Below are 20,888 nucleotides of genomic sequence, written 5' to 3'. Positions count from 1 at the left end.
CCCCTTGGCTGCGTTGCTCATCCTCGCCATAGCCATGCTATGGCTGCGGTTCACTTCGTGCGCATGGGGCGCAGATGCGCGCCTCGGTATCCACGCGAACCTGCGTGACTGACTACTAGCGCGGCACGCCGGGTACGGGATGGTAGAATCTCGCCCTTGCAGATCAAGCTTACCCGTCCATGTCCGACTCTCTCGCAGAACTCTACCGCCAGATCGACAATTGCCTTGCCGTTGACCGCCAGCGCCTGATTCGCTCCCTGAAACAAATCCGGGAGCGCATGAGAAGCAAGCAGCCCATCGACAAGTTGTTGACTGGTCTCGAAGACGGCATTGCCAAATCAAGCGCCATCGTCACGGCACGCCGCACCGCCCTGCCCCGCCCGACCTTCGACGACGCGCTGCCAGTCTGCCAGAAACTCGACGAGATCAAGACCGCCATCGCGCAACATCAGGTCGTGATCGTCTGCGGCGAGACCGGTTCGGGCAAGACCACGCAACTACCGAAAATCTGCCTCGAACTCGGGCGCGGCGTGCACGGCCTCATCGGCCACACGCAGCCGCGTCGCCTCGCCGCGCGCTCGGTGGCGAGCCGCATTGCGCAGGAATTGCAAACCGAGCTCGGCAGCGCGGTCGGCTTCAAGGTGCGCTTTACCGACAGGTCTTCCGCCAGCAGCTACATCAAGCTCATGACCGACGGTATCCTGCTCGCCGAAACGCTGTCGGACCAATACCTCAACGCCTACGACACCATCATCATCGACGAGGCGCACGAGCGCAGCCTGAACATCGACTTCCTGCTCGGCTACCTCAAGCAGTTGCTGCCCAAGCGCCCCGATCTGAAAGTCATCGTCACCTCGGCAACCATTGACGCCGAACGCTTTTCCAGTCATTTCAACAACGCCCCCGTCCTGGAAGTATCCGGGCGCACCTATCCGGTCGAAGTGCGCTTCAAACCGCTCGGCAGTGAGGACGAAGACGACCAGGAACTGGAGATGGAAGAGGCCGTGGTCGCCGCGGTCGAAGAACTCTGGCGCAAGGATGGCGCGGGCGACGTGCTCGTCTTCCTGCCCGGCGAGCGCGAGATTCGCGAAACCGCCGAAGAGTTGCGCCGCGCCAAGCTCATGGGCGCGGAAATTCTGCCGCTGTTCGCTCGCCTGTCGAACGAAGACCAGCAGCGCATCTTCCGCCCCGGCAATGGCCGGCGCATCGTGCTGGCGACCAACGTCGCCGAAACCTCGCTCACCGTACCCGGTATCCGCTACGTGATCGACTCGGGCCTGGCGCGCGTCAACCGCTACAGCCCGCGCGCCAAGGTCGAGCAGTTGCTGGTGGAAAAGATTTCGCAAGCCTCCGCGCGCCAGCGTGCCGGTCGTTGCGGCCGGGTTAGCGCCGGTGTGTGCGTGCGCCTGTATTCTGAACTGGATTTCACCGGCCGCCCCGAATTTACCGATCCAGAAATCGTGCGCTCGTCACTCGCTGCAGTCATTTTGCGAATGGCAGCACTCAAGCTCGGTCGCGTCGACGAATTCCCGTTCATCGAAGCGCCTTCCGGCCGCCTGATTGCCGATGGTTATGCCCAACTGCATGAACTCGGCGCAGTCACTGAAACCAACGAACTCACCCCCTTGGGCAAACAGCTCGCGCGCTTGCCGGTTGATCCCAAGCTCGGCCGCATGCTGCTGGCCGGTCGTGACGAGAACTGCCTCAAGGAAATCCTCATCATCGCCTCCGGGCTGTCGGTGCAAGACCCGCGCGAACGCCCGTTCGATGCGCGCGATGCCGCCGACCGCATGCAGGCCAAGTTCCGCGATGACAAGTCCGACTTCCTGTCATGGCTGCTGCTCTGGGATTTCTTTGCCGAAGCAGAGACCAGCAAGACCAGCAACCGCCAGCTCGTGAACCTCTGCCACGAGCATTTCCTCTCCTTCCTGCGCCTGCGCGAATGGCGCGATCTGCACCGGCAATTGCTCGACATCTGCGAGGAGCTGGAATTACACCTCAACGACAAGCCCGGCACCTACGAGCAAGTTCACAAGGCCCTGCTGACCGGTCTGCTTGGCAACCTCGGCATGAAAAGCACCGATTCGGACGAATATCTTGGCGCGCGCGGCATCAAGTATTCGGTCTTTCCCGGCTCGTGCCTGAAAAAGAACCGCCCGAAGTGGATTGTCGCCTCCGAACTCGTGGAAACCAGCAAGCTCTTCGGACGTTGCGTGGCGGCCATCGAACCGGAGTGGGTGGAAAAACTTGCCCCGCACCTTGTCAGCCGCCAGTATTTCGATCCGCACTGGGAAAAAGACGGCGCACAGGTCATGGCCACCGAGCGCGTGACGCTCTACGGCCTGCCCATCGTCAACCGCCGACGCGTGCATTACGGCCGCATCAACCCGAAGGAGTCCCGCGAAATCTTCATCCGCGAAGGGCTGGTGAAGTTCAACTTCAATACCAAGGGCAAGTTCAACGACCACAATCTGGAACTGTTGCTCGAAGTCGAGGAACTTGAACACAAGGCGCGCCGCCAGGACGTGCTGGTCGATGAAGAAGCTTTGTTCGCCTTCTTCGATGCACGCATTCCCGCAGAAATCATCAATGGTTCAGGTTTTGAAGCCTGGCGGCGCGAGGCTGAAAAGACCAACCCCAAGCTCTTGTTCCTCTCGCGCGACGACCTGATGCAGCACAGCGCCTCCAGCGTCACGGAAGAACAATACCCGGCCACCTTCCGCCTGCACGATGCCGAAATCGCGCTCGCCTACCGCTTCGACCCCGGCCATGCGCTCGACGGCGTGACCGCCACGCTGCCGCTGCATCTGTTGAACCGCGTCAACCATGCGATCTTCGACTGGCTGGTGCCGGGTCTGTTGCGCGAGAAGGTCACGGCGCTGGTCAAATCGCTGCCCAAAGCCATCCGTCGCCAATGCGTGCCGGTGCCGGAATTTGCCACCCGGATGCTGCTCGAACTCGACCGTGCCGAGCGCAGCGCGCCGCTGCAGCCTCAGCTTGCCCAAGCCGTTACGCGCGGCATCGGCCAGCCTGTGAGCGTGGAAGAGTTCGACGGCAGCGATCTACCGCCGCACCTGAAAATGAACTTCCGCATCGTCGATGATGCCGGACAGGAGCTCGCCAGCGGACGCGATCTGGTCGCGCTGCGCGCGCAACTCGGCGAAGCCGCGCAGATCACCTTCCGCGATACGGCTGAAGAGCGTCCGGCCATCGAAAAACACGGCATCACCAAATGGGATTTTGGCGATTTGCCGGAAAAAATCGCCTTCAAGCGCCACGGGCAGACCATCAACGGCTACCCGGCGCTGGTGCCGGAAGACGATACGGTGGCGATCCGTCTGTTCGACACAGAGCACGCCGCCGCCGAAGCGCACCGCCAGGGCGTGCTCAAGCTGCTGTCGTTCGAGCTCAAGGAGCAGATCAAGCAACTGCCCAAATGCTTTGCCAACTTCAACCAGTTCGCGATCCAGCTGCGCGCGCTCTCCAACAGCGACGATCTCATGGACGATCTGGTCGGCTGCATCTGCGACCGCGCCTTCCTCGGTGAAGACGAACTGCCGCGCAAGAAAAAAGACTTCGACGACCAGAAAAACCGCGCCAAGGTGCGCCTGCCCTCGGTGCGCGATGCCGCGTGGCGCAGCCTCGGCGAAGTCACCGCCGAATATGTGGCGCTCAATCAACTGCTGGCCAAACCCGGTGCCATTACCCATGAACTCAAGGCCCAATTGGGGCAACTGGTCTACAAGGGCTTCCTGTGCTCCACGCCGTGGGAACAACTGCCGCGCCTGCCGGTCTATCTGAAAGCCATGCGCCTGCGCAGCGAAAAACGCACCGCCAACCCGGCGCGCGATGCACAACGCGCCGCCGACGTTGCCGCGCTCTGGAGCAAATGGGAGGCCGAGATCAGGAAATGGCAGGCTGAAGGCCGCGACACCGCCCCGCTTCTGCCCTTCCGCTGGATGATCGAGGAACTGCGCGTGGGGCTGTTTGCACAGGAGTTGCGCACACCTTACCCGGTATCCGGCAAACGGTTGGCAAAAATATGGGAAGAAATTACGCGACGCTAAAAACACCTGCTATGCTGGTGGGTGCTGTGCTCCGAGCTTCTTCAGCAGACGAGCGGGCCATAGCAGGTGGCGCAGGAACCGGAATGTACATGGCGTACATGAGAATTCCGGGCTCCGCCGACCGCCAGATGCAAAGGCACAGCCGACCGCCCTCCGACAACCCCAGTTTGCGAGAAACCCGATGCGTACCAAAAAAGAACTGATTGATGCCCTGATCGACCACACCAACCAATCCCGCGCAACGACGGAAGCCTTCGTCGAAGCCCTTGGCGACATCCTGCGCGCCAGTCTTGTCGAAGAAGGCGAATTCGTCCTGCCCGGCGTGGGCAAGTTCACCGTGAAGCAAAAACCCGCCCGCGAGGGTCGCAACCCTGCCACCGGCGCCACCATCAAGATCCCGGCGCGCAAAGTCCCTGCGTTTGCCGCTGCCAAGCTGCTGCGCGATACGGTCGATCAGTAAACTGTTTGGCTCCAAACAAAGCGGGCTTGCTTGGGCGGCCCGCTTTGTGCGTATTGAGCGGCACCACGAAGAAAGTCCGATGGTAGGGCGGGTTAGCCGCAGGCGTAACCCGCCGAATCAAGATTGCCGAAGGCTAAACAAACATTGCGCAGCGCGGGTCAATGACCCGCCCTACGAAACCACTATTCTAAAAAGCCAATATGGTTGTCGAACTCACATCCTACCCTTTGATAGAAAGAACGCGCTGGTGTCTGGTTACCGGAGGACTACTTGCTCCGTCTGCGCAACTGTGGATATTGTTTGCCCACTCCAGGTATCGACTAACTGCTTTAATCGTAATTTGCACCATTTATTTGGTACTTGTAGTGTTAGCGGGGTTTAGACAAAAAAATGCGCTTGCTGCATCCCCGAAATTTGTGGCCACCTACACCACCTTTCTTGGATGGCTAGTGAGAGAAAAGCACAAAGAGTTGTCGGGCGTTGCTTGGGTTCGGGCCAGAGTAGCGGGGGGCTGGCAAACATACCTGATCGTCGAGGTAGGTACACATGGCTATGAAACAACAGAGTTGCTCAAACTTGCTTACAAGACTGGAAAAAACATATCTGTTGCCGAATCCTGCTGCGAGCAGATTGCGCAACATTTGGAGATAGAAAACAAAGGTTATAAAGGATTGGCTTAACCCGTAAGGCAGAATTGAAGCAATAGTGACTCGGCCTGCTCCGTTGCTTGGAGTACCTCTTGGCGGATTGCTTCGCGAATCCATACATTGCGAATCGACCCTGACTCACAACCCAAACATGCCCGCAAACTCCACTCCCCTGTTCAACTGGCTCCAGCACCGCGCTGCAGGCGTCCTGCTGCATCCGACGAGTTTCCCCGGCGCACAGGGCAGCGGGGTGCTGGATGACGCCGTTACGCGCTGGCTGGATTTTCTGGCCGATTCCGGTATCCGTTACTGGCAGGTCTGCCCGCTTGGGCCGACAGGCTTTGGTGATTCGCCTTACCAGTGCTTTTCCGCGTTCGCCGGCAATCCCTATCTCATCAATTTGGTAGCGTTGCAGGAACACGGTTTGCTCGATGCCGCCGATCTCTTGCCACTTGCCGAGTTGCCGCAGGAGCACGTCGATTTCGGCGAGTTGTACCTGCGCAAGTGGCCAGTGCTGTTCAAGGCTTTCCATGCCTTTGCCCAGGCGGGTTATGGCGGGCTGCCTTACGGCAATTATCCGGCATTCAAGGAAGCGCACCGCGACTGGCTGATGCCGTACTGCTTGTTCCTCGCACTCAAGGCACATCATGGCGGCCTGCCGTGGTGGCAATGGCCGGAGGAACAGCGTTTCCTGCATCGTGTCGATTTAGCGCAGTTGCCGGCCAGCGTGACGGAATGTGCCGAGGCGCATGCGTTTTTCCAGTACCTGTTTTTCGGGCAATGGCAACAAGTCCGGGCGCAGGCCAAGGCGCGCGGTATCGAGATCATCGGTGATGCTCCGATCTTCGTCGCACCGGACAGCGCGGATGTCTGGTCGCGTCCGGAGTTGTTCCGGATCGACCCGCAGACCGGCCAGCCGCAGTGCGTGGCCGGCGTGCCGCCCGATTATTTTTCCGCTAACGGCCAGCTTTGGGGCAATCCGCTTTACGACTGGGAGGCGCATGCGCGGGATGGCTTCAGTTGGTGGCGCAAGCGCCTGCGCGCCAACTTTGAGCTGTGCGACGTGCTGCGCATCGACCACTTCCGCGCCTTCGATACCTACTGGGCCATTCCCGCCGATGCCCTAAGTGCCAAGACCGGGTGTTGGGAAAACGGGCCGGGGCTGGCCTTCTTTGCTGCTGTAGCGCGCGAATTTCCGCTCGCGCGGCTGATTGCCGAAGACCTCGGCGACCTTCTACCTTCCGTGCACGATTTGCGCCATGCGACCGGGCTGCCCGGCATGGCGATCCTGCAATTCGCTTTCGGCGGTGATGCCGACAACGATTACCTGCCGCACAACCTGACCGCCAATTGTGTTGTCTACCCCGGTACCCACGACAACGACACCACGCGCGGTTGGTACGCGCACGCCGACGAAAAGGTACGCGACCATGTGCGCCGCTACCTGCGCGTCAGCGGGGAAGACATTGCCTGGGATTTCATCCGCACCGCGTACGAGTCGGTCTGCAAGCTCGCAATCATTCCGCTGCAGGATTTGCTCGCGCTGGATTCAAACGCACGCTTCAATACGCCCGGCGTGGCCCAAGGCAACTGGCAATGGCGCTACAGCGCCGGGCAACTGGAAAACCTGCACCGGCAAAGCGCGGTGAGTTTGCGTGAGCTGGGCGAGTTGTATGGCAGAGTGGTGTTGGACTGCAACGACAAAAGCCGTTGATCCGAAAACTTCAGTTGAACCACAGATGCGCAGAGAAAAATGGGCTCTTATGCCTTGAGATTACCTCACTTGATGGATGAACAAGCGTAGGTTGGATAAGCCGCAGGCGCCATCCGACATGCAACTGTCGGAAGGCGCTCCGCTTTTCCGCCCTGCTTGCTTTGCCTCTGTGTCTCTGTGTCTCTGTGGTGAGAAATTCAAGATAAATCAGCCGCCGAACTGTTTCTGGCGGATCGCCAAGATAGCCTGATTGCGCAAGGTCTTGAGCAGGTTCAATTGCTCCGGGGGGATCTTGAGCGAGTGGGCTTGCGTGCGGTCGCCGTAGAAAAGACCGATGGGTTTCTTGTCGAGTACGACAGGAAAAACAATGAAGGTTTTGGCGGGAACCGCTGCCCTGTACCAGGACGGGATACGCGCCTTGATCGATTCGGCGTCGATGTCTTCGATCAGCACGTCGGCGTTGCGCGCCAGCGCAAGCTGGAAAACGTCATTGGTCTGGCTGATGTCGAAGCTGAATTTCGCTGTTATTTGCTGAATGTCCAAGCCGAAGCCGAAGCGCGCCAGCATCATCGGGCGCTTGGTGTCGCGCGTACAGAAGATCACGCGCTCGAAGCCGATGCCGCGGTACATGGTTTCAAGGGTCATGCGTAGCAGATCGTTGAGATTGAAGTTGCTCACCAAGGTGTTGGTGATGTCCTGAACGCCAGCGGAAAGAATGGCCGCGGGGTCGAGCGGAGCCGAATCCTCGGCCTGTACTTCAGCAGCCTGCAGTGCTTCTTCGATCCCGACATCCCCGGTCGCGAAGCCTGCTTCATCGGCCGCGGGCGCGTGTCCAGCGGTTTGGCGCAGACGCTTGCAGAAACTGCTGCCGCGCTGCTCGACACCGAGGATGGACAGGTAATGCAGGTAATGGTCTGCCGCCTCCTGAATCATGCCCTGGTAATCTCTGGCCGGCCAGTTGACCACTTTGGCATACTTGCCCATGACCTTGGCCAGGAACTTGTCCGCATTGGCCGGCGATTGCTCGATCAGGGGCAACAGGTCGCCCGACAGGTTGGCAAAGAAGCGTAATTTTTCGATTTGGGACTGGGGCTGCCTGATCGGCCCCTCCGGCATGGGGCGCATGCTGCCGACGATGCGTTCGGGGAAATTCCAGCTCCCCGACACGCCCACAGCCAAATCCTGATAACTGATTCCCAGAACGGCCTCGGCCGCGACCTGCTCGTCCTCCCCGGTTTGCTCCACTCGCTTGGCGATCTGCTGGCTTTCCTCGTGGAAATAGTAAAGCGTCAGCAGCTTGCCCAAGTGATGGAACATACCGCAAATCTGCAGCTCTTCGACTTCACGCCAACCGCTTTTCTTGCCCAGCGTGCTTGCCAACAGACCGCCGAAAAAGCTCTTCAGCGAAGCTTCGCGCAATTGCTCGGCTTGGGTCTTGTTGCGCATGTGCTCGAACAGCAGCAGCGTCACCGCCAGATTGCGGATGTGGTCGAAACCAAGGATTACGATGGCACGCGAAACCGTGCTGATCGCGCCGCCGAACTGGCCATAAGTCGCCGAATTGACGATACGCAGCAATTTGTTGGTCAGCGAGAAATCCTTGAGGATTGCTGCGGACAGGCTCTGCAGACGCTCGGAATCGGAATTGTTGATGCGGTTGATGGCGCTGATTGTCTGGGAGAGCGCGGGAAAATCCGCCGTGTGGCTCATGCGGCGCAGCAGGAAATCCAGCGTGCTGTTGCGACTGCCGCCCGCGCCCTCTTTTGCCGGCTCGTTTTTGCCGGCCTCCAGCCAGTCCGTTAATGCCTCGCGCATGGCGGAAACGTTGGCGTATCGTTCCTGCGGTTCCTTGAACAGGGCCACCATCACCAGATGATCGAGTTGTTCGTCAATCCCGGGACGAATAGACGAAGGCGGTGCGATCTTTTCGTTGGCAATGCGATTGAGCGTGGCAAAGAGCGATCCCCCCTCTACCGGCAACCGGCCGGTCAGCATCTGGTAGAGCGTCATCCCGGCAGCGAAAATGTCCGCCTGCGCTTCTACCGGCATGTTCTTGAGCATTTCCGGCGCCATGTAGCCGACGGTTCCTGTCATGCCGGATTCGCCGGCATTGCGGGTCGCCACGCCGAAATCCATGATACGGGGACGGCCGCTGCTATCGATCATGATGTTCTGCGGCTTGATGTCGCGGTGGATGATTCCCTGCGCATGGGCGCTGGCCAAACCATCCAGGATTCCCAGCATCAGTTCGACAGCACGGACTGGGGTCTGCGCACCTTCGCGCCGTAGATATTCAGAGAGGGTTTCACCCTCTACGTACTCAAACACCAATCCCGTTCGGCCGCTTTCGATAAACACGTCATGCAACGCTACCACATTGGGATGTTGCAGTTTGCTGACCAAACGGGCTTCATCCAGGCTCTTCGGTGCTTGGTCCGGGCGCAGCAACTTGATGGCCACCTTGCGGTCAAGCCGGGTATCGTGAGCCAGAAAAACAGATCCCTGGGCACCCTGCCCAAGGTTGCGCTCAATGCGAAAACGCCCACCACCCAGTTCAGCCATGTTGCCTGTCGTCTCCCAATGGATGTTTTGAAGTATAGCGATTACCGAAAACCAGAAGGCAAAAAAACGGCCGCCGAAGCGGCCGTTGGATGTCTGCCAAGCCGGTTTTGAGACTCTTTACAGTAGGCGAGCAAGCCAAAGCAGGTGGCAGAAGGACGGAGCGCAGGAACCTGAATGTACAGGGGGTACATGAGGATTCCGAGCACCGCCCGACTGCCAGATGCGAAGGCGTAGCTGCCTACTTCCGGCGCCAGGTCGTTCCCTGCGGCCCATCTTCCAGCAGAATACCTTTATCGTCCAGTTCCTTGCGGATACGGTCCGATTCGGCAAAATCTTTGGCTGCACGGGCAGTCTTGCGCGCGGCGATCAGCGCTTCGACCTCTTCCGATGTCAAAGCCCCCTCGGCAACCGGAACGCCGCTTTGCAGGAAGGCGACCGGATCACGATCCAGCAAGCCCAGAATGCCGCCCAGTTGCTTGAGCAGCAGTGCAATCGCCGCGTCTTTGGTCTTGTTGACTTCGCCCGCCAGATCGAACAGCACCGCCACTGCTTCGGGCGTATTGAAGTCGTCGTCCATCGCGCGCTTGAAGCGGGCGGCAAACGGGTTGGCCCAATCGATTTCCCCTGCCGCAGGCAGCTCAATCCCCTTCAAGGCCGTGTAAAGACGGGTCAGCCCCTGGCGTGCATCTTCCAGCAGGGTATCGGCAAAATTGATCGGGCTACGGTAGTGTGCGCGGACGATCAAATAGCGGATCACTTCACCGTCGAAATGCTGCAACACATCGCGGATTGTGAAGAAATTGCCCAGCGATTTGGACATCTTCTCGCCGTCGACCTGCACAAAACCGTTGTGCAGCCAGTAGTTCACATAACCGTGGTCATGCGCACCTTCGGATTGGGCAATCTCGTTTTCATGGTGCGGGAACTGCAAATCGGCCCCGCCCCCGTGGATGTCGAATTGCTCGCCCAGATGGCGGCAGCTCATGGCCGAGCATTCGATATGCCAGCCCGGACGACCCTTGCCCCACGGCGAATCCCAGTAGGGCTCGCCCGGCTTGGCGGCTTTCCACAGCACGAAGTCGAGCGGATCGCGCTTGAATTCATCCACCGCCACGCGCTCGCCGGCACGCAGGTCTTCCAGGGACTTGCCGGACAACTTGCCGTAGCCTGGAAATTCGCGCACCGCGTAGTACACATCGCCATTACTGGCCGGATACGCGCGCCCCTTGGCAATCAGCTTGCCAATCAGCGCCAGCATGTCGTCGATATGCAGGGTTGCGCGCGGCTCAACGGTGGGCGGCAGCAAGCTGAGTGCAGCGCAGTCCTCCTGCATGAGGCGGATGGTCCGTTCGGTCAGCGCCTCGATCGGTTCGCCGTTTTCCGCGGCGCGCTTGATGATCTTGTCGTCGATGTCCGTGATATTGCGCACATAAGTTACATCAAAACCCGATGCCTTGAGCCAGCGATAGATCACGTCGAATGACGAGAGCATGCGCGCATGCCCGACATGACAGAGGTCATACACCGTCATGCCGCAGACATACATGCGCACCTTGCCGGGTTCGATGGGGCGGAATTCCTGTTTTTCGCGGGCAAGGGTGTTGTAGACGGTCAGCATGGCGGTTCGAATCACGTTAAAAGCGGCATTCTACCAAAGAAGCCACAATGAAAACGGCGCAGTTTCATAACTGCGCCGCGTCGTTTTTGGAGGCACAGGCTTACCGCATCAAGCAGAGGCTTTTTCGCCGCCGCATTCTTCATAAGCAATCAACGCCTCTGCTGCCGTCATCAGCGACGGGCCGCCGCCCATGTATACCGCGACCTGAATCATCTCTTCAAACTCTGCACGGGTCACGCCCATCTTGACGCAGGTTTGGGCGTGGAACGCCAGACATCCCTGGCAGCGCGCGGCAATGCCGATGGCCATGGCGATCAGTTCCTTGTGTTTGGCGCTCAGCGCGCCATCCGCATGTGTGGCCTTCGACATCTGCATGAAGCCCTGCATCGTCTCCGGAATGTCCTTGTTGAATTCCTTGAGCTTGCCGCCGATCTGGGAGGCCAGTTCCTTGTAGCTTGCGGTCATTTTGCTTTTCCTGCGACTGGTGGATATTGCCGGATATTATTATATTTATTTGTATACTGTAAATCATCAAAATAGGCCGGCGAACCGGCCTTGTGAGTTCAGTCAAGTCTTGGGCAAAGTCACGCCCACCTGCCCCTGATACTTGCCGCCACGATCCCGGTACGAGGTCTCGCAGACATCGTCGGCATCCGCCTCGAAGAACAGCACCTGCGCCACGCCTTCGTTAGCATAGATCTTGGCCGGCAGCGGGGTGGTATTGGAAAACTCCAGCGTCACGTAGCCTTCCCATTCCGGCTCGAATGGCGTGACGTTCACGATGATTCCGCACCGCGCGTAGGTGGATTTGCCGAGGCAGACCGTCAGGACGTTGCGCGGGATGCGGAAGTATTCGACGGTGCGGGCCAGTGCGAAGGAGTTGGGCGGGATGATGCAGTAGCCTTTGCCGGATACGTCGACAAAGCTGTTTTCATCGAAATTCTTCGGATCGACGATCGTGCTGTTGAGGTTGGTGAACACCTTGAATTCGTCTGCACAGCGAATATCGTAGCCGTAACTGGATGTGCCATAGGAAACAATGCGCTGGCCATCAACCATCTTGACCTGCCCCGGCACGAACGGATCGATCATGCTGTGCAGCTGCGCCATGCGGCGAATCCACTTGTCGCTCTTGATGCTCATGATCCTGACACCATATCCATTGAATCCGAGCATTCTAGACCGCCGTCGTGCGGCTGGATACACCAGCCAACAAAGGATGCGGACAATCGATAACACTGCTTGCCCAAGCACTTCCCATCGACCAAAATCAAAACAGGAGAACACCGATGACCAACACAACTTGCCCTGCCCTGCGCCTGCCGATGACCAGCAACGGCATGTTCGATACCGAAAGCCTGAAAGGGCAAAAATTCGTGCTCTATTTCTACCCCAAGGACAACACGCCGGGCTGCACCACGGAAGGCGGCAATTTTCGCGATGCACACGAAGCCTTTTTGGCCGCTGGGTGCAAGGTGTTCGGGCTGTCGCGCGACAGCCTCAAATCGCACGAGAACTTCAAAGCCAAGCAAGCCTATCCGTTCGATCTGGTTTCCGATCCGGATGAAATTGCCTGCCAGGCGTTCAATGTCATCAAAACCAAAAAACTCTATGGTAAAGAGGTGCAAGGCGTGGAACGCAGCACTTTCGTCATCGGCCGCAACGGAGAGATCCTGCGCGAGTGGCGTGGTGTAAAGGTGCCGGACCACGTTGCAGAAGTGCTGGCTTTTGTACAAACACTCGAATAATTGTCGTCACACAGGGAGAACATACCATGGCCGCCCGCAAGCGCAAGGCAAACGGAACTACCAAGCTTTTCGTGCTCGACACCAACGTGCTGATGCACGATCCCACATCGCTTTACCGCTTCGAGGAACATGACATTTTCCTGCCGATGGTGACGCTGGAAGAACTGGACAGCAACAAGAAGGGCATGTCGGAAGTTGCCCGTAATGCGCGTCAGGCCAGCCGTTTCATGGAAGAATTGATCAGCGGACAGGAGCATGTCCTGCAGGAAGGCGTTCCACTGGAAGCAGCGAGCAAAGGGCAAGCTACCGGGAGGCTTTTTCTGCAGACTGAAGCTACCACCAGCACCCTGCCCTCCCAGTTGCCCATGGGCAAGGCGGACAACCAGATCCTGGGGGTGCTGCATCACCTGCAGCAGTTGCAGCCCAAGCGCCATGTCATCCTGGTCTCCAAAGACATCAACATGCGCATCAAGGCCCGGGCGCTTGGAATGTCGGCCGAAGACTATTTCAACGACAAGGTGCTGGAAGACACCGACCTGCTCTACACCGGCATGCAGGAAATCGACCAGGATTTCTGGGAGCGCAACGGCAAGGACATGAAGTCGTGGCAGGAAGGCGGGCGTAGCTATTGGCGCCTGACCGGCCCGGACAGCACCGACCTGCACCCCAACCAGTTGCTGTTCCAGAGCGGGGAGCCGTCATTCCTGGCTCGCGTGCTTTCCATTGAAGGCAAGACCGCACAACTTGAAAGCCTGAAAGACTATTCGCACCACAAGAACGCCATCTGGGGTATAACGGCGCGCAACCGCGAGCAGAATTTCGCCCTGAATCTGTTGATGAACCCGGAGATCGATTTCGTCTCGCTGCTGGGTCAGGCTGGTACAGGCAAGACTTTGCTCACCCTGGCTGCCGGGCTGACGCAAACACTGGAATCGAAGCTCTACAGCGAAATCATCATGACCCGCGTGACGGTTCCGGTCGGGGAAGACATCGGCTTCCTGCCGGGCACTGAAGAGGAAAAAATGCAGCCCTGGATGGGCGCACTGGAAGACAACCTCGACGTTCTCAACAAGACCGACAACGACGGGGGTGACTGGGGGCGCGCCGCTACGCGCGACCTGATCCGCAGTCGCATCAAGGTCAAGTCGCTCAACTTCATGCGCGGGCGCACCTTCCTCAACAAGTTCCTGATCATCGACGAGGCGCAGAACCTCACGCCCAAACAGATGAAAACCCTTATCACGCGGGCCGGCCCCGGCACCAAGGTGGTATGCTTGGGCAACATCGCCCAGATCGATACACCATACCTGACCGAGGGCTCTTCCGGGCTGACCTATGTCGTGGATCGTTTCAAAGGTTGGGATCATTCCGGGCACATCACGCTGACTCGTGGCGAGCGCTCGCGCCTGGCCGATTACGCGGCCGAGGTTCTGTAACCAAGAAGCCGGCGGGCATAGCCCCGCCGGTTTGCTTTTTTCGGTTTTGTCGGCTGATACTTTGCTTCCTGCGCGGGATACGCTATAACCGCAGACTCCACGCTTCATCGGGAACCAGCATGACGGTCATTGCAGTCTTCAACCAGAAAGGCGGGGTCGGCAAAACCACTATCGCCGCCAACCTTGCAGCAGCTATTGCCAAGAACGGTGTCGAGCCGCTGGTCATCGATCTCGATCCACAAGCCCACCTGACTGCTTTGTGGCAACAACGCCCCAAATCCCCGGCCAGTATTTCGTCCTTCTACAAAGGACAATCATCCCTGCTTGACTTGGCCGTTTCTCTGAACGACGGCATACGCTTCATACCTGCTCATCTCGAATTGGCGCGAGTCGACGTCATTCCGTCTCGTCAACAGGCAAATCTCAGACGTCTGAAACAGGCCATTGAAGCAGAAATGCTGGAGCAAAGCGGGATACCGATCATCATCGACTGCAGCCCCGCGCTCGGTATCTTGTCCTTCTCTGCACTTTTTGCTGCCGATCTGGTGTTGATTCCCGTTGCCGCCGAATATCTGGCGCTGAATGGCGCCCAGATCCTGAGCCGGACACTGGCCGGTCTGGAAAAGCTCTCGGGGCCAAAGGAACGTCGTTATCTGATTAACCGTTACATTCCAGGGCGCGGCACGGTTGAAAATGTCACGGAAGAACTGGAAAACCATTTCCCGGGACAGGTGCTCAAAGCTCGCATCAGGGAACACGAGTCACTCGTCGAAGCCATTGGCTGGGGAGCTGATATCTTTTCTTTCGACCCCAACGCCGCCGCCAGCGATGATTTTTCGTACTTGCTGGATGAATTGCTGGAAAGCGGTCAGTTAGTCTTGCCTCATCGGTAAAGACCAATTCCCCCTTCTTTCAAAAACCGCGAGCCCCTGATGAGGGGCTCGCATTGCAGATGCGTAAACTGGTTCTGAAAACAATCTCATCCTTCGGCTGTGATCTTCAGGATCAGCTCGCGCAATATGCTTTCAGCATCTTCGTTCGGGACTTGGCAGGTGCCCGCATTTTCGTGTCCGCCCCCCCCGTATTCCAGCATCAGTTCGCCAATGTTGGTATGCGAGGTGCGATTGACAATGGACTTTCCGGTCGCAAAAACAGTATTGAGCTGACGCATTCCCCACATTGCATGGATCGAAATGTTGCAGTCCGGGAATAGCGCGTAAATCATGAAACGGTTCGTGGCATAGATCGTTTCCTCGTTGCGCAAATCCAGAACAACCAGATTGTCGTATACGCGGCTGCAGCGCAAAATCTGTTCGCGCGCCTGCGGCTCATGCTCCCTGTACACCGCAATACGCTCCTGAACATCCGGCAGTTTCAGAATGTCCTCAATCGTGTGATTGCGGCAGTAGGCAATCAGATCCATCATCAGCTGGTAGTTCGAAATACGGAAGTCCTTGAAACGCCCCAAGCCGGTTCTGGCATCCATCAGGTAATTGAGCAGTACCCAGTCCTTGGGTTCCAGGATGTCGTCGATGGTATAAGCCGCTGAATCAGCCTTGTCGACTGCGATCATCATGTCGTCGCTGATCGTCGGGAAAGCTTCTTTACCGCCGTAATACTCGTATACAACACGAGCAGCCGAAGGTGCGTCGGGATTTATGATGTGATTGGCATGTTCACCATCGTTGCGCAGGGTCTCCGAGTAATGGTGATCAAAGACCAGTCGCGCATCGGCAACATACGGCAGGTTGGTCGTGATGTCGCGCTTGGTGATGGCGATTTTGCCATCCTGCATGTCTTTGGGATGAACAAAAAGAATGTCGTCGATAAGATTCAATTCACGCAAAAGCACTGCGCAAACCAAGCCATCAAAATCACTGCGGGTTACAAGGCGAAACTTGTTGGTATCAGACATCGCTTATCCTTTCGGTACATCCGGATCATTCATAATCTGCCCGTCTTTGAAAACTTGTTCGCTTTCTGTCGCGAGATGCGTCCCGAGCAGATCCCTGCATTTCAAGACTAGAGCAAAGCCCAGTCTTTCGCGACCACAAGATTCTCCGATCCCATCAACGAAAAACCCCGGACAACACCGGGGTCTCATGCTGGCTCAATCAAAAAACCACGTCCCTTGAAACGCCGTAGCGCCGGAGTATGCGACGCAATTGCTCCAGCGCCTCAATCTGGATCTGCCTTACGCGCTCACGGGTCAGGCTCAGGCTGGCAGCTAAATCTTCCAGGGTACAGATTTCATAACCGTTCAAGCCATAACGACGCTCAACAACCATGCGTTGTTTGTCGGAAAGCTGTTTCAGCCACTCTCGCACATAGCGTTCGATTTCGGCGTTCTGTAACAGGGTTTCCGGGCCTTCATGCTGATCGTCCGGAATGGATTCACCGATGGTCAGCATCGGATCGATATCCAGCGGCGCATCCAGCGATGCAACACGTTCGTTAAGGTTCATGACGCGGCGGACTTCCTCCACGTCCTTGCCCAGCAGACTGGCGATATCTTCCACTGTGGGTTCCTGGCCCATGCGAGCCTCCAGGTGCCGTTGCGCCCGCAGGTAGACGTTGAGTTCCTTGATGACATGAACCGGCAAGCGGATGGTACGGGACTGGTTCATGATCGAGCGCTCGATGCTTTGGCGTATCCACCAGGTGGCATAGGTCGAGAAACGGAATCCGCGCTCCGGATCGAATTTTTCCAGGGCATGCATCAAGCCGATGTTGCCCTCTTCGATAAGGTCGAGCAGCGTCATGCCACGATTGATGTAGTGCTTGGCAATGTTCACGACGAGCCGCAGATTGTGCTCGATCATTTTTTGCCGCGCTTCAAAATCGCCCTGCACCACCCTGCGAGCCAGTGATCGCTCTTCGTCAGGCGTCAGCAAGGGGCTATGGCCGATTTCGTTCAGATAAATCTGGGTGACGTCACCGGTGCTGTCGCCGGTAAACGCCGTGGTCTCTTCTGCCTGATTTTGTTCCTGTTCCAGCTCTGCATCGGTCTCTGCGTCTCCCTCGCCAACCTCTGCTTCAGCCCCCTCGCTCAGGAGCTCATCGTCGTCCAGTACATCAATCTGATCATTCATGGTCTATCTACCGTAATGAATTTTGTAGGATCCACCGGCTTGCCAAATCTGCGGATTTCAAAGTGCAGTTTGACCCGATCGGTGTCGGTATTGCCCATCTCCGCGATCTTTTCCCCTCTTTTTACTACATCTCCCTCTTTGACCAGTAACTTGCTGTTATGTGCGTAAGCTGACAGATACTCGTTATTATGCTTCAGAATTACCATCTTTCCGTAGCCGCGCAGCCCACTTCCTGCATACACCACCTTACCAGCCCCTGACGCAACAATAGATTGCCCCATTTTGCCGCCAATATCAACACCTTTTGTTTCATCAGAGAACGATTTGAGAAGTTTTCCCGGAGTCGGAGAAATCCAGTCGTGTCCGGAATTGCCATTTTGCATGGCAGGGGTCGTTTCGCTGGCCGCAGATTTTTTCTCCGCTGGTACGATCTTCACGGTACTTGGCGAAGATGCGTGTGTTGCGGCAGCGCGACTTGCAACGGCTGTGCGTGCCGAGCCGCCCTCGGCCAGTTTACCAATGGATTCAGCGTTTTTCTGACTGTAGGGTTGTTTGATGGCCTTGGGGTAGGCCAGGGTTTCCATCGGCTTGGCAGAGGTAACGGCGGGTGCGCTGCGAGCCGTATCCTGCAATGGCCGCACCTCGACGCCATCGGCCGATTCGCCGGGAGATGTCAGGCGCAAGACCTGGTCGACTTTGATGTCATCGGGGTTGGCCAGATTATTCCACGCGGCAAGATCGCGGTAGGAAAATCCATGTTCGAACGCAATCCGGTAAAGCGTATCGCCCTTTTTGACGGTATAGGTTCCTGGGCGGCCATCGTCCGACCTGCTAACAGCAACGGAAGAGGCCGAAGGGACAGGCTTGATCGTGTTTTGACTGCCCCGGGAGGGGATCGGACGTTCAAGAATTGGAGCCGGCGCATGTTGCGCAGCACAGCCAGCCAGTAGCAGAAGGGACAACAAACTAGGGATCCTGCGCAAAGGTTTTCTCCTGATGGTTGCGGCTCAGGATAATCCTGGCAGCAGGGGTACAAACTTTACCTTTTCCAGGCGGGTTTCAACAAACCCGTCCGGAGTGTGCTCGATCATTCGCAATTCCTGCTCGACCTGTCCGACCGGAAATACCAGACGCCCGCCGGGTGCCAACTGACTCAGCATGTCTTGCGGCGTGACAGGTGCAGCAGCCGTGATGACGATTGCATCGTAGGGAGCGCCTTCGGGCAGGCCACGACTGCCATCCATATGACGGAGGCGCGCGTTGCTGACCCCCAAGTGCGAAAGACGTTCGCGTGTGCTTCGGTACAGCGCGGCCAGTCTTTCCACCGACCAGACTGTCTTGAAAAGTTGCGCCAGCACCGCCGTCTGATAGCCGCACCCTGTGCCGATTTCCAGTGCGCGCCCTTGGCCGGCTGCGCCAAATGCCAACTCGCTCATGCGCGCAACAATGTATGGCTGGGAAATTGTCTGACCGGAGCCGATCGGCAAGGATGTATCGTCATAGGCACGGTGCGCCAAGGCTTGGTCCACGAACACATGGCGCGGAATTTGCCCCATCACAGCCAGCACGGTTTCGTCTCTGATGCCTTGTGTCCGCAAACGTTCAACCAGCCGCGCACGGGTACGCGCAGAGGTCATGCCGATTCCGTCGATTTCAGCCGGATTCAGTCGGATAGCCATGAAGACACCCAATCCAGTTGCTGATACGCCGTCAGGTCGATCGACAAGGGAGTAATGGATACATAGCCATTGGCTACGGCATGAAAATCGGTGCCTTCGCCCGCATCGGCAGCAGCTCCCGGCGCCCCCACCCACCAGATGGGCTCGCCGCGCGGATTCTCGCTGCGCACCACGGGTGCTGACTTGTGCCGGCGGCCCAAACGGGTAACGCGCATGCCCTTGATCTGGTCGTACGGCAAGTCGGGGACGTTGATGTTGAGCAGTACAGGGTGGGACAAAGGCGCTTGCTTTACGTGCCTTACCATTTCGCGGGCAACGCGGGCTGCTGTTTCAAAATGGTTGGGTGTACGGGAGGCAAGTGAAACGGCGATTGCGGGAATGCCGAGCAAAAAGCCTTCCGTTGCTGCGGCTACCGTACCGGAGTAAACGGTATCGTCACCCATGTTGGAGCCATGATTGATTCCGGATATGACCATGTCCGGCTTTTCCGTCATCAAACCGGTTGCGGCCAAATGCACGCAATCGGTGGGCGTACCGTTGACATACAGAAAACCATTGGGCGCAGTGCGTACAGTCAAGGGGCGATCCAGCGTCAAAGAATTACTTGCCCCGCTGCGATCCCGTTCCGGGGCGCAGACCATGACCTCGCCTTCATCGCCCAGCGCCATGGCCAAAGTGGCAATACCGGGCGAAAAGTAACCGTCGTCGTTGCTCAGCAGAAAGCGCATAAATCCTCCCAGCCGGCTATTCTAGGCCCTGTTGCCGCTGGTTACAAATCGGCGCGAAAGCGCTTGAAAACAAAAGGGGCGGCTACCGGGCCGCCCCTTTTTCAATAACGCCGCACCCTATTATTTCAGAGCGGTTTGATATCCAGTTTGGCAAACAGCGCCTTGTCGTTTTCCACATCCGGATTGCCCGTGGTCAGCAGCTTGTCGCCGTAGAAAATCGAGTTCGCTCCAGCCAGGAAACACAATGCTTGCTGGGATTCCGGCATCTCGCCGCGCCCTGCAGAAAGGCGAATGAAGGATTTGGGCAGAATGATGCGAGCAACTGCCACGGTGCGGACGAATTCGGTCCAGTCTACCGGAGCGACATTTTCCAGCGGCGTGCCTTCGATCGGCACCAGATTGTTGATCGGTACGGATTCAGGTTGCGGATTGAGGTTGGCCAGTTGTTGCAACAAGCCAGCGCGGTGTTCGCGTGTTTCGCCCATGCCGATGATGCCGCCGCAGCAGATCGACAGACCCGCTTTGCGCACCTTGCCCAGTGTATCCAGGCGGTCTTCGTAGCTGTGGGTCGATACGATTTCTTCGTACTTTTCCGGTGCGGTATCAAGGTTGTGGTTGTAATAATCAAGGCCAGCGGCCTTGAGCTCCTCCGCTTGGCCATCGAGCAGGATGCCGAGCGTGGCGCAGGTTTCCATGCCCAGCTCCTTTATCCCGCCCACCATCAGTTTCAATTCCTCGATGTGACGCTTTTTCGGGCCACGCCAGGCAGCGCCCATGCAGAAACGCGATGCGCCGTTTTCTTTTGCCACTTTGGCTGCCGTCAGCACTTCCTCAACGCTCAGCAGTTCCAGTCCCTTGACCCGAGCTTCCGGGCCATCGTGATCATGTTTGTGATGAACCGATTGCGAACAGTAACCGCAATCTTCCGAGCAATCGCCGGTCTTGATCGAAAGCAGCGCGGAAAGCTGCACCTTGTTTGGGTCGAAATTGGCACGATGCACTTCCTGTGCGGCAAAAAGCAGATCGAAAAAGGACATTTCGTACAACGCGGCGATTTCTTCCCGGCTCCATTGGCCGGATTGCGGGTGCGGGGTCTTGCGCTTGAAGGTGATGGGCAGAGGCTGATTCACTTGGCTA

Annotated in this window: 17 protein-coding genes; 7 read left to right on the top strand and 10 right to left on the bottom strand. The window is 57.7% G+C overall.

The window, feature by feature from the left end; all coding sequences use genetic code 11:
* Positions 1-179 precede the first annotated feature (179 nt).
* The 4 genes from hrpA (at position 180) to malQ (ending at position 6,888) form a co-directional block, all read left to right on the top strand.
* Positions 180-4,067 carry an ATP-dependent RNA helicase HrpA gene (hrpA, locus tag BMZ36_RS10840; RefSeq protein WP_091196060.1) on the top strand — a complete coding sequence of 1,296 codons (3,888 nt, stop codon included), beginning with the start codon at positions 180-182 and terminating at the stop codon, positions 4,065-4,067.
* Positions 4,068-4,248: 181 nt separating this feature from the next.
* Positions 4,249-4,527, top strand: a complete 279-nt coding sequence (locus tag BMZ36_RS10835; RefSeq protein WP_091196057.1) for an HU family DNA-binding protein — start codon at positions 4,249-4,251, stop codon at positions 4,525-4,527.
* Positions 4,528-4,727: 200 nt separating this feature from the next.
* Entirely contained in the window at positions 4,728-5,207 is a 480-nt protein-coding gene (locus BMZ36_RS10830; protein ID WP_091196054.1) for a hypothetical protein, read from the top strand.
* A 118-nt stretch (positions 5,208-5,325) separates the two neighbouring features.
* Complete coding sequence (gene malQ / locus BMZ36_RS10825) at positions 5,326-6,888, top strand: 4-alpha-glucanotransferase (protein ID WP_091196047.1); 1,563 nt, start codon at positions 5,326-5,328, stop codon at positions 6,886-6,888.
* 207 nt (positions 6,889-7,095) lie between these two features.
* Here malQ and BMZ36_RS10820 read toward each other — a convergent pair whose 3' ends face one another.
* From BMZ36_RS10820 to dcd, 4 genes are all read right to left on the bottom strand, one after another.
* The gene (locus BMZ36_RS10820; protein ID WP_091196043.1) at positions 7,096-9,450 is read right to left on the bottom strand and encodes a serine/threonine protein kinase; all 2,355 of its coding nucleotides are present in this window, start codon (positions 9,448-9,450) and stop codon (positions 7,096-7,098) included.
* A gap of 238 nt (positions 9,451-9,688) precedes the next feature.
* Positions 9,689-11,068, bottom strand: a complete 1,380-nt coding sequence (gene cysS, locus BMZ36_RS10815) for a cysteine--tRNA ligase (protein WP_091196038.1) — start codon at positions 11,066-11,068, stop codon at positions 9,689-9,691.
* Positions 11,069-11,176: 108 nt separating this feature from the next.
* Complete coding sequence (locus BMZ36_RS10810; protein WP_091196034.1) at positions 11,177-11,533, bottom strand: carboxymuconolactone decarboxylase family protein; 357 nt, start codon at positions 11,531-11,533, stop codon at positions 11,177-11,179.
* A gap of 102 nt (positions 11,534-11,635) precedes the next feature.
* On the bottom strand, positions 11,636-12,211 hold the full coding sequence (gene dcd, locus BMZ36_RS10805; protein WP_091196031.1) for a dCTP deaminase: 576 nt from the start codon (positions 12,209-12,211) through the stop codon (positions 11,636-11,638).
* A 146-nt stretch (positions 12,212-12,357) separates the two neighbouring features.
* Between dcd and BMZ36_RS10800 the strand changes: the two genes are divergently transcribed.
* The 3 genes from BMZ36_RS10800 to BMZ36_RS10790 all read left to right on the top strand — a co-directional run bounded on the left by BMZ36_RS10800 (position 12,358) and on the right by BMZ36_RS10790 (position 15,145).
* Positions 12,358-12,816: a peroxiredoxin gene (locus BMZ36_RS10800; protein ID WP_091196028.1), complete on the top strand. Its 459-nt coding sequence runs from the start codon at positions 12,358-12,360 to the stop codon at positions 12,814-12,816.
* Between the two features lie 26 nt (positions 12,817-12,842).
* Entirely contained in the window at positions 12,843-14,252 is a 1,410-nt protein-coding gene (locus BMZ36_RS10795; RefSeq protein WP_091196025.1) for a PhoH family protein, read from the top strand.
* A gap of 119 nt (positions 14,253-14,371) precedes the next feature.
* Positions 14,372-15,145 carry a ParA family protein gene (locus BMZ36_RS10790; protein WP_091196020.1) on the top strand — a complete coding sequence of 258 codons (774 nt, stop codon included), beginning with the start codon at positions 14,372-14,374 and terminating at the stop codon, positions 15,143-15,145.
* Between the two features lie 86 nt (positions 15,146-15,231).
* Here BMZ36_RS10790 and BMZ36_RS10785 read toward each other — a convergent pair whose 3' ends face one another.
* The 6 genes from BMZ36_RS10785 to bioB form a co-directional block, all read right to left on the bottom strand.
* Positions 15,232-16,167, bottom strand: coding sequence for a DHH family phosphoesterase (locus BMZ36_RS10785; RefSeq protein WP_091196017.1), 936 nt, complete (start codon positions 16,165-16,167; stop codon positions 15,232-15,234).
* A gap of 199 nt (positions 16,168-16,366) precedes the next feature.
* Positions 16,367-17,344 (bottom strand): RNA polymerase sigma factor RpoS, encoded by a 978-nt coding sequence (gene rpoS / locus BMZ36_RS10780; protein WP_091196012.1) that lies wholly within the window; start codon positions 17,342-17,344, stop codon positions 16,367-16,369.
* Positions 17,341-18,306 carry a peptidoglycan DD-metalloendopeptidase family protein gene (locus BMZ36_RS10775; protein WP_245747902.1) on the bottom strand — a complete coding sequence of 322 codons (966 nt, stop codon included), beginning with the start codon at positions 18,304-18,306 and terminating at the stop codon, positions 17,341-17,343. The genes rpoS and BMZ36_RS10775 overlap by 4 nt, the downstream gene beginning before the upstream one ends.
* Before the next feature lie 45 nt (positions 18,307-18,351).
* Positions 18,352-19,023 (bottom strand): protein-L-isoaspartate(D-aspartate) O-methyltransferase, encoded by a 672-nt coding sequence (locus tag BMZ36_RS10770; protein WP_091196009.1) that lies wholly within the window; start codon positions 19,021-19,023, stop codon positions 18,352-18,354.
* Positions 19,008-19,751, bottom strand: a complete 744-nt coding sequence (surE, locus tag BMZ36_RS10765) for a 5'/3'-nucleotidase SurE (RefSeq protein ID WP_091196006.1) — start codon at positions 19,749-19,751, stop codon at positions 19,008-19,010. The genes BMZ36_RS10770 and surE overlap by 16 nt, the downstream gene beginning before the upstream one ends.
* Before the next feature lie 125 nt (positions 19,752-19,876).
* Positions 19,877-20,881 carry a biotin synthase BioB gene (gene bioB / locus BMZ36_RS10760; RefSeq protein ID WP_245747900.1) on the bottom strand — a complete coding sequence of 335 codons (1,005 nt, stop codon included), beginning with the start codon at positions 20,879-20,881 and terminating at the stop codon, positions 19,877-19,879.
* Between the last annotated feature and the right edge of the window lie 7 nt (positions 20,882-20,888).

Origin of the sequence: Formivibrio citricus (assembly GCF_900115065.1) — a bacterium.
GTDB lineage: Bacteria > Pseudomonadota > Gammaproteobacteria > Burkholderiales > Chitinibacteraceae > Formivibrio > Formivibrio citricus.
This window is presented reverse-complemented; position numbering and strand designations above follow the sequence as displayed.

Excerpts from the sequence above, each read along its gene's own strand:
- BMZ36_RS10830 (WP_091196054.1), top strand. The coding sequence starts at position 4,728 with ATGGTTGTCGAACTCACATCCTACCCTTTGATAGAAAGAACGCGCTGG.
- BMZ36_RS10770 (WP_091196009.1), bottom strand. The coding sequence starts at position 19,023 with ATGGCTATCCGACTGAATCCGGCTGAAATCGACGGAATCGGCATGACC.
- malQ (WP_091196047.1), top strand. The coding sequence starts at position 5,326 with ATGCCCGCAAACTCCACTCCCCTGTTCAACTGGCTCCAGCACCGCGCT.
- cysS (WP_091196038.1), bottom strand. The coding sequence starts at position 11,068 with ATGCTGACCGTCTACAACACCCTTGCCCGCGAAAAACAGGAATTCCGC.
- dcd (WP_091196031.1), bottom strand. The coding sequence starts at position 12,211 with ATGAGCATCAAGAGCGACAAGTGGATTCGCCGCATGGCGCAGCTGCAC.
- hrpA (WP_091196060.1), top strand. The coding sequence starts at position 180 with ATGTCCGACTCTCTCGCAGAACTCTACCGCCAGATCGACAATTGCCTT.
- BMZ36_RS10835 (WP_091196057.1), top strand. The coding sequence starts at position 4,249 with ATGCGTACCAAAAAAGAACTGATTGATGCCCTGATCGACCACACCAAC.
- surE (WP_091196006.1), bottom strand. The coding sequence starts at position 19,751 with ATGCGCTTTCTGCTGAGCAACGACGACGGTTACTTTTCGCCCGGTATT.
- rpoS (WP_091196012.1), bottom strand. The coding sequence starts at position 17,344 with ATGAATGATCAGATTGATGTACTGGACGACGATGAGCTCCTGAGCGAG.
- BMZ36_RS10800 (WP_091196028.1), top strand. The coding sequence starts at position 12,358 with ATGACCAACACAACTTGCCCTGCCCTGCGCCTGCCGATGACCAGCAAC.
- BMZ36_RS10820 (WP_091196043.1), bottom strand. The coding sequence starts at position 9,450 with ATGGCTGAACTGGGTGGTGGGCGTTTTCGCATTGAGCGCAACCTTGGG.
- BMZ36_RS10790 (WP_091196020.1), top strand. The coding sequence starts at position 14,372 with ATGACGGTCATTGCAGTCTTCAACCAGAAAGGCGGGGTCGGCAAAACC.
- BMZ36_RS10795 (WP_091196025.1), top strand. The coding sequence starts at position 12,843 with ATGGCCGCCCGCAAGCGCAAGGCAAACGGAACTACCAAGCTTTTCGTG.
- BMZ36_RS10785 (WP_091196017.1), bottom strand. The coding sequence starts at position 16,167 with ATGTCTGATACCAACAAGTTTCGCCTTGTAACCCGCAGTGATTTTGAT.
- BMZ36_RS10810 (WP_091196034.1), bottom strand. The coding sequence starts at position 11,533 with ATGACCGCAAGCTACAAGGAACTGGCCTCCCAGATCGGCGGCAAGCTC.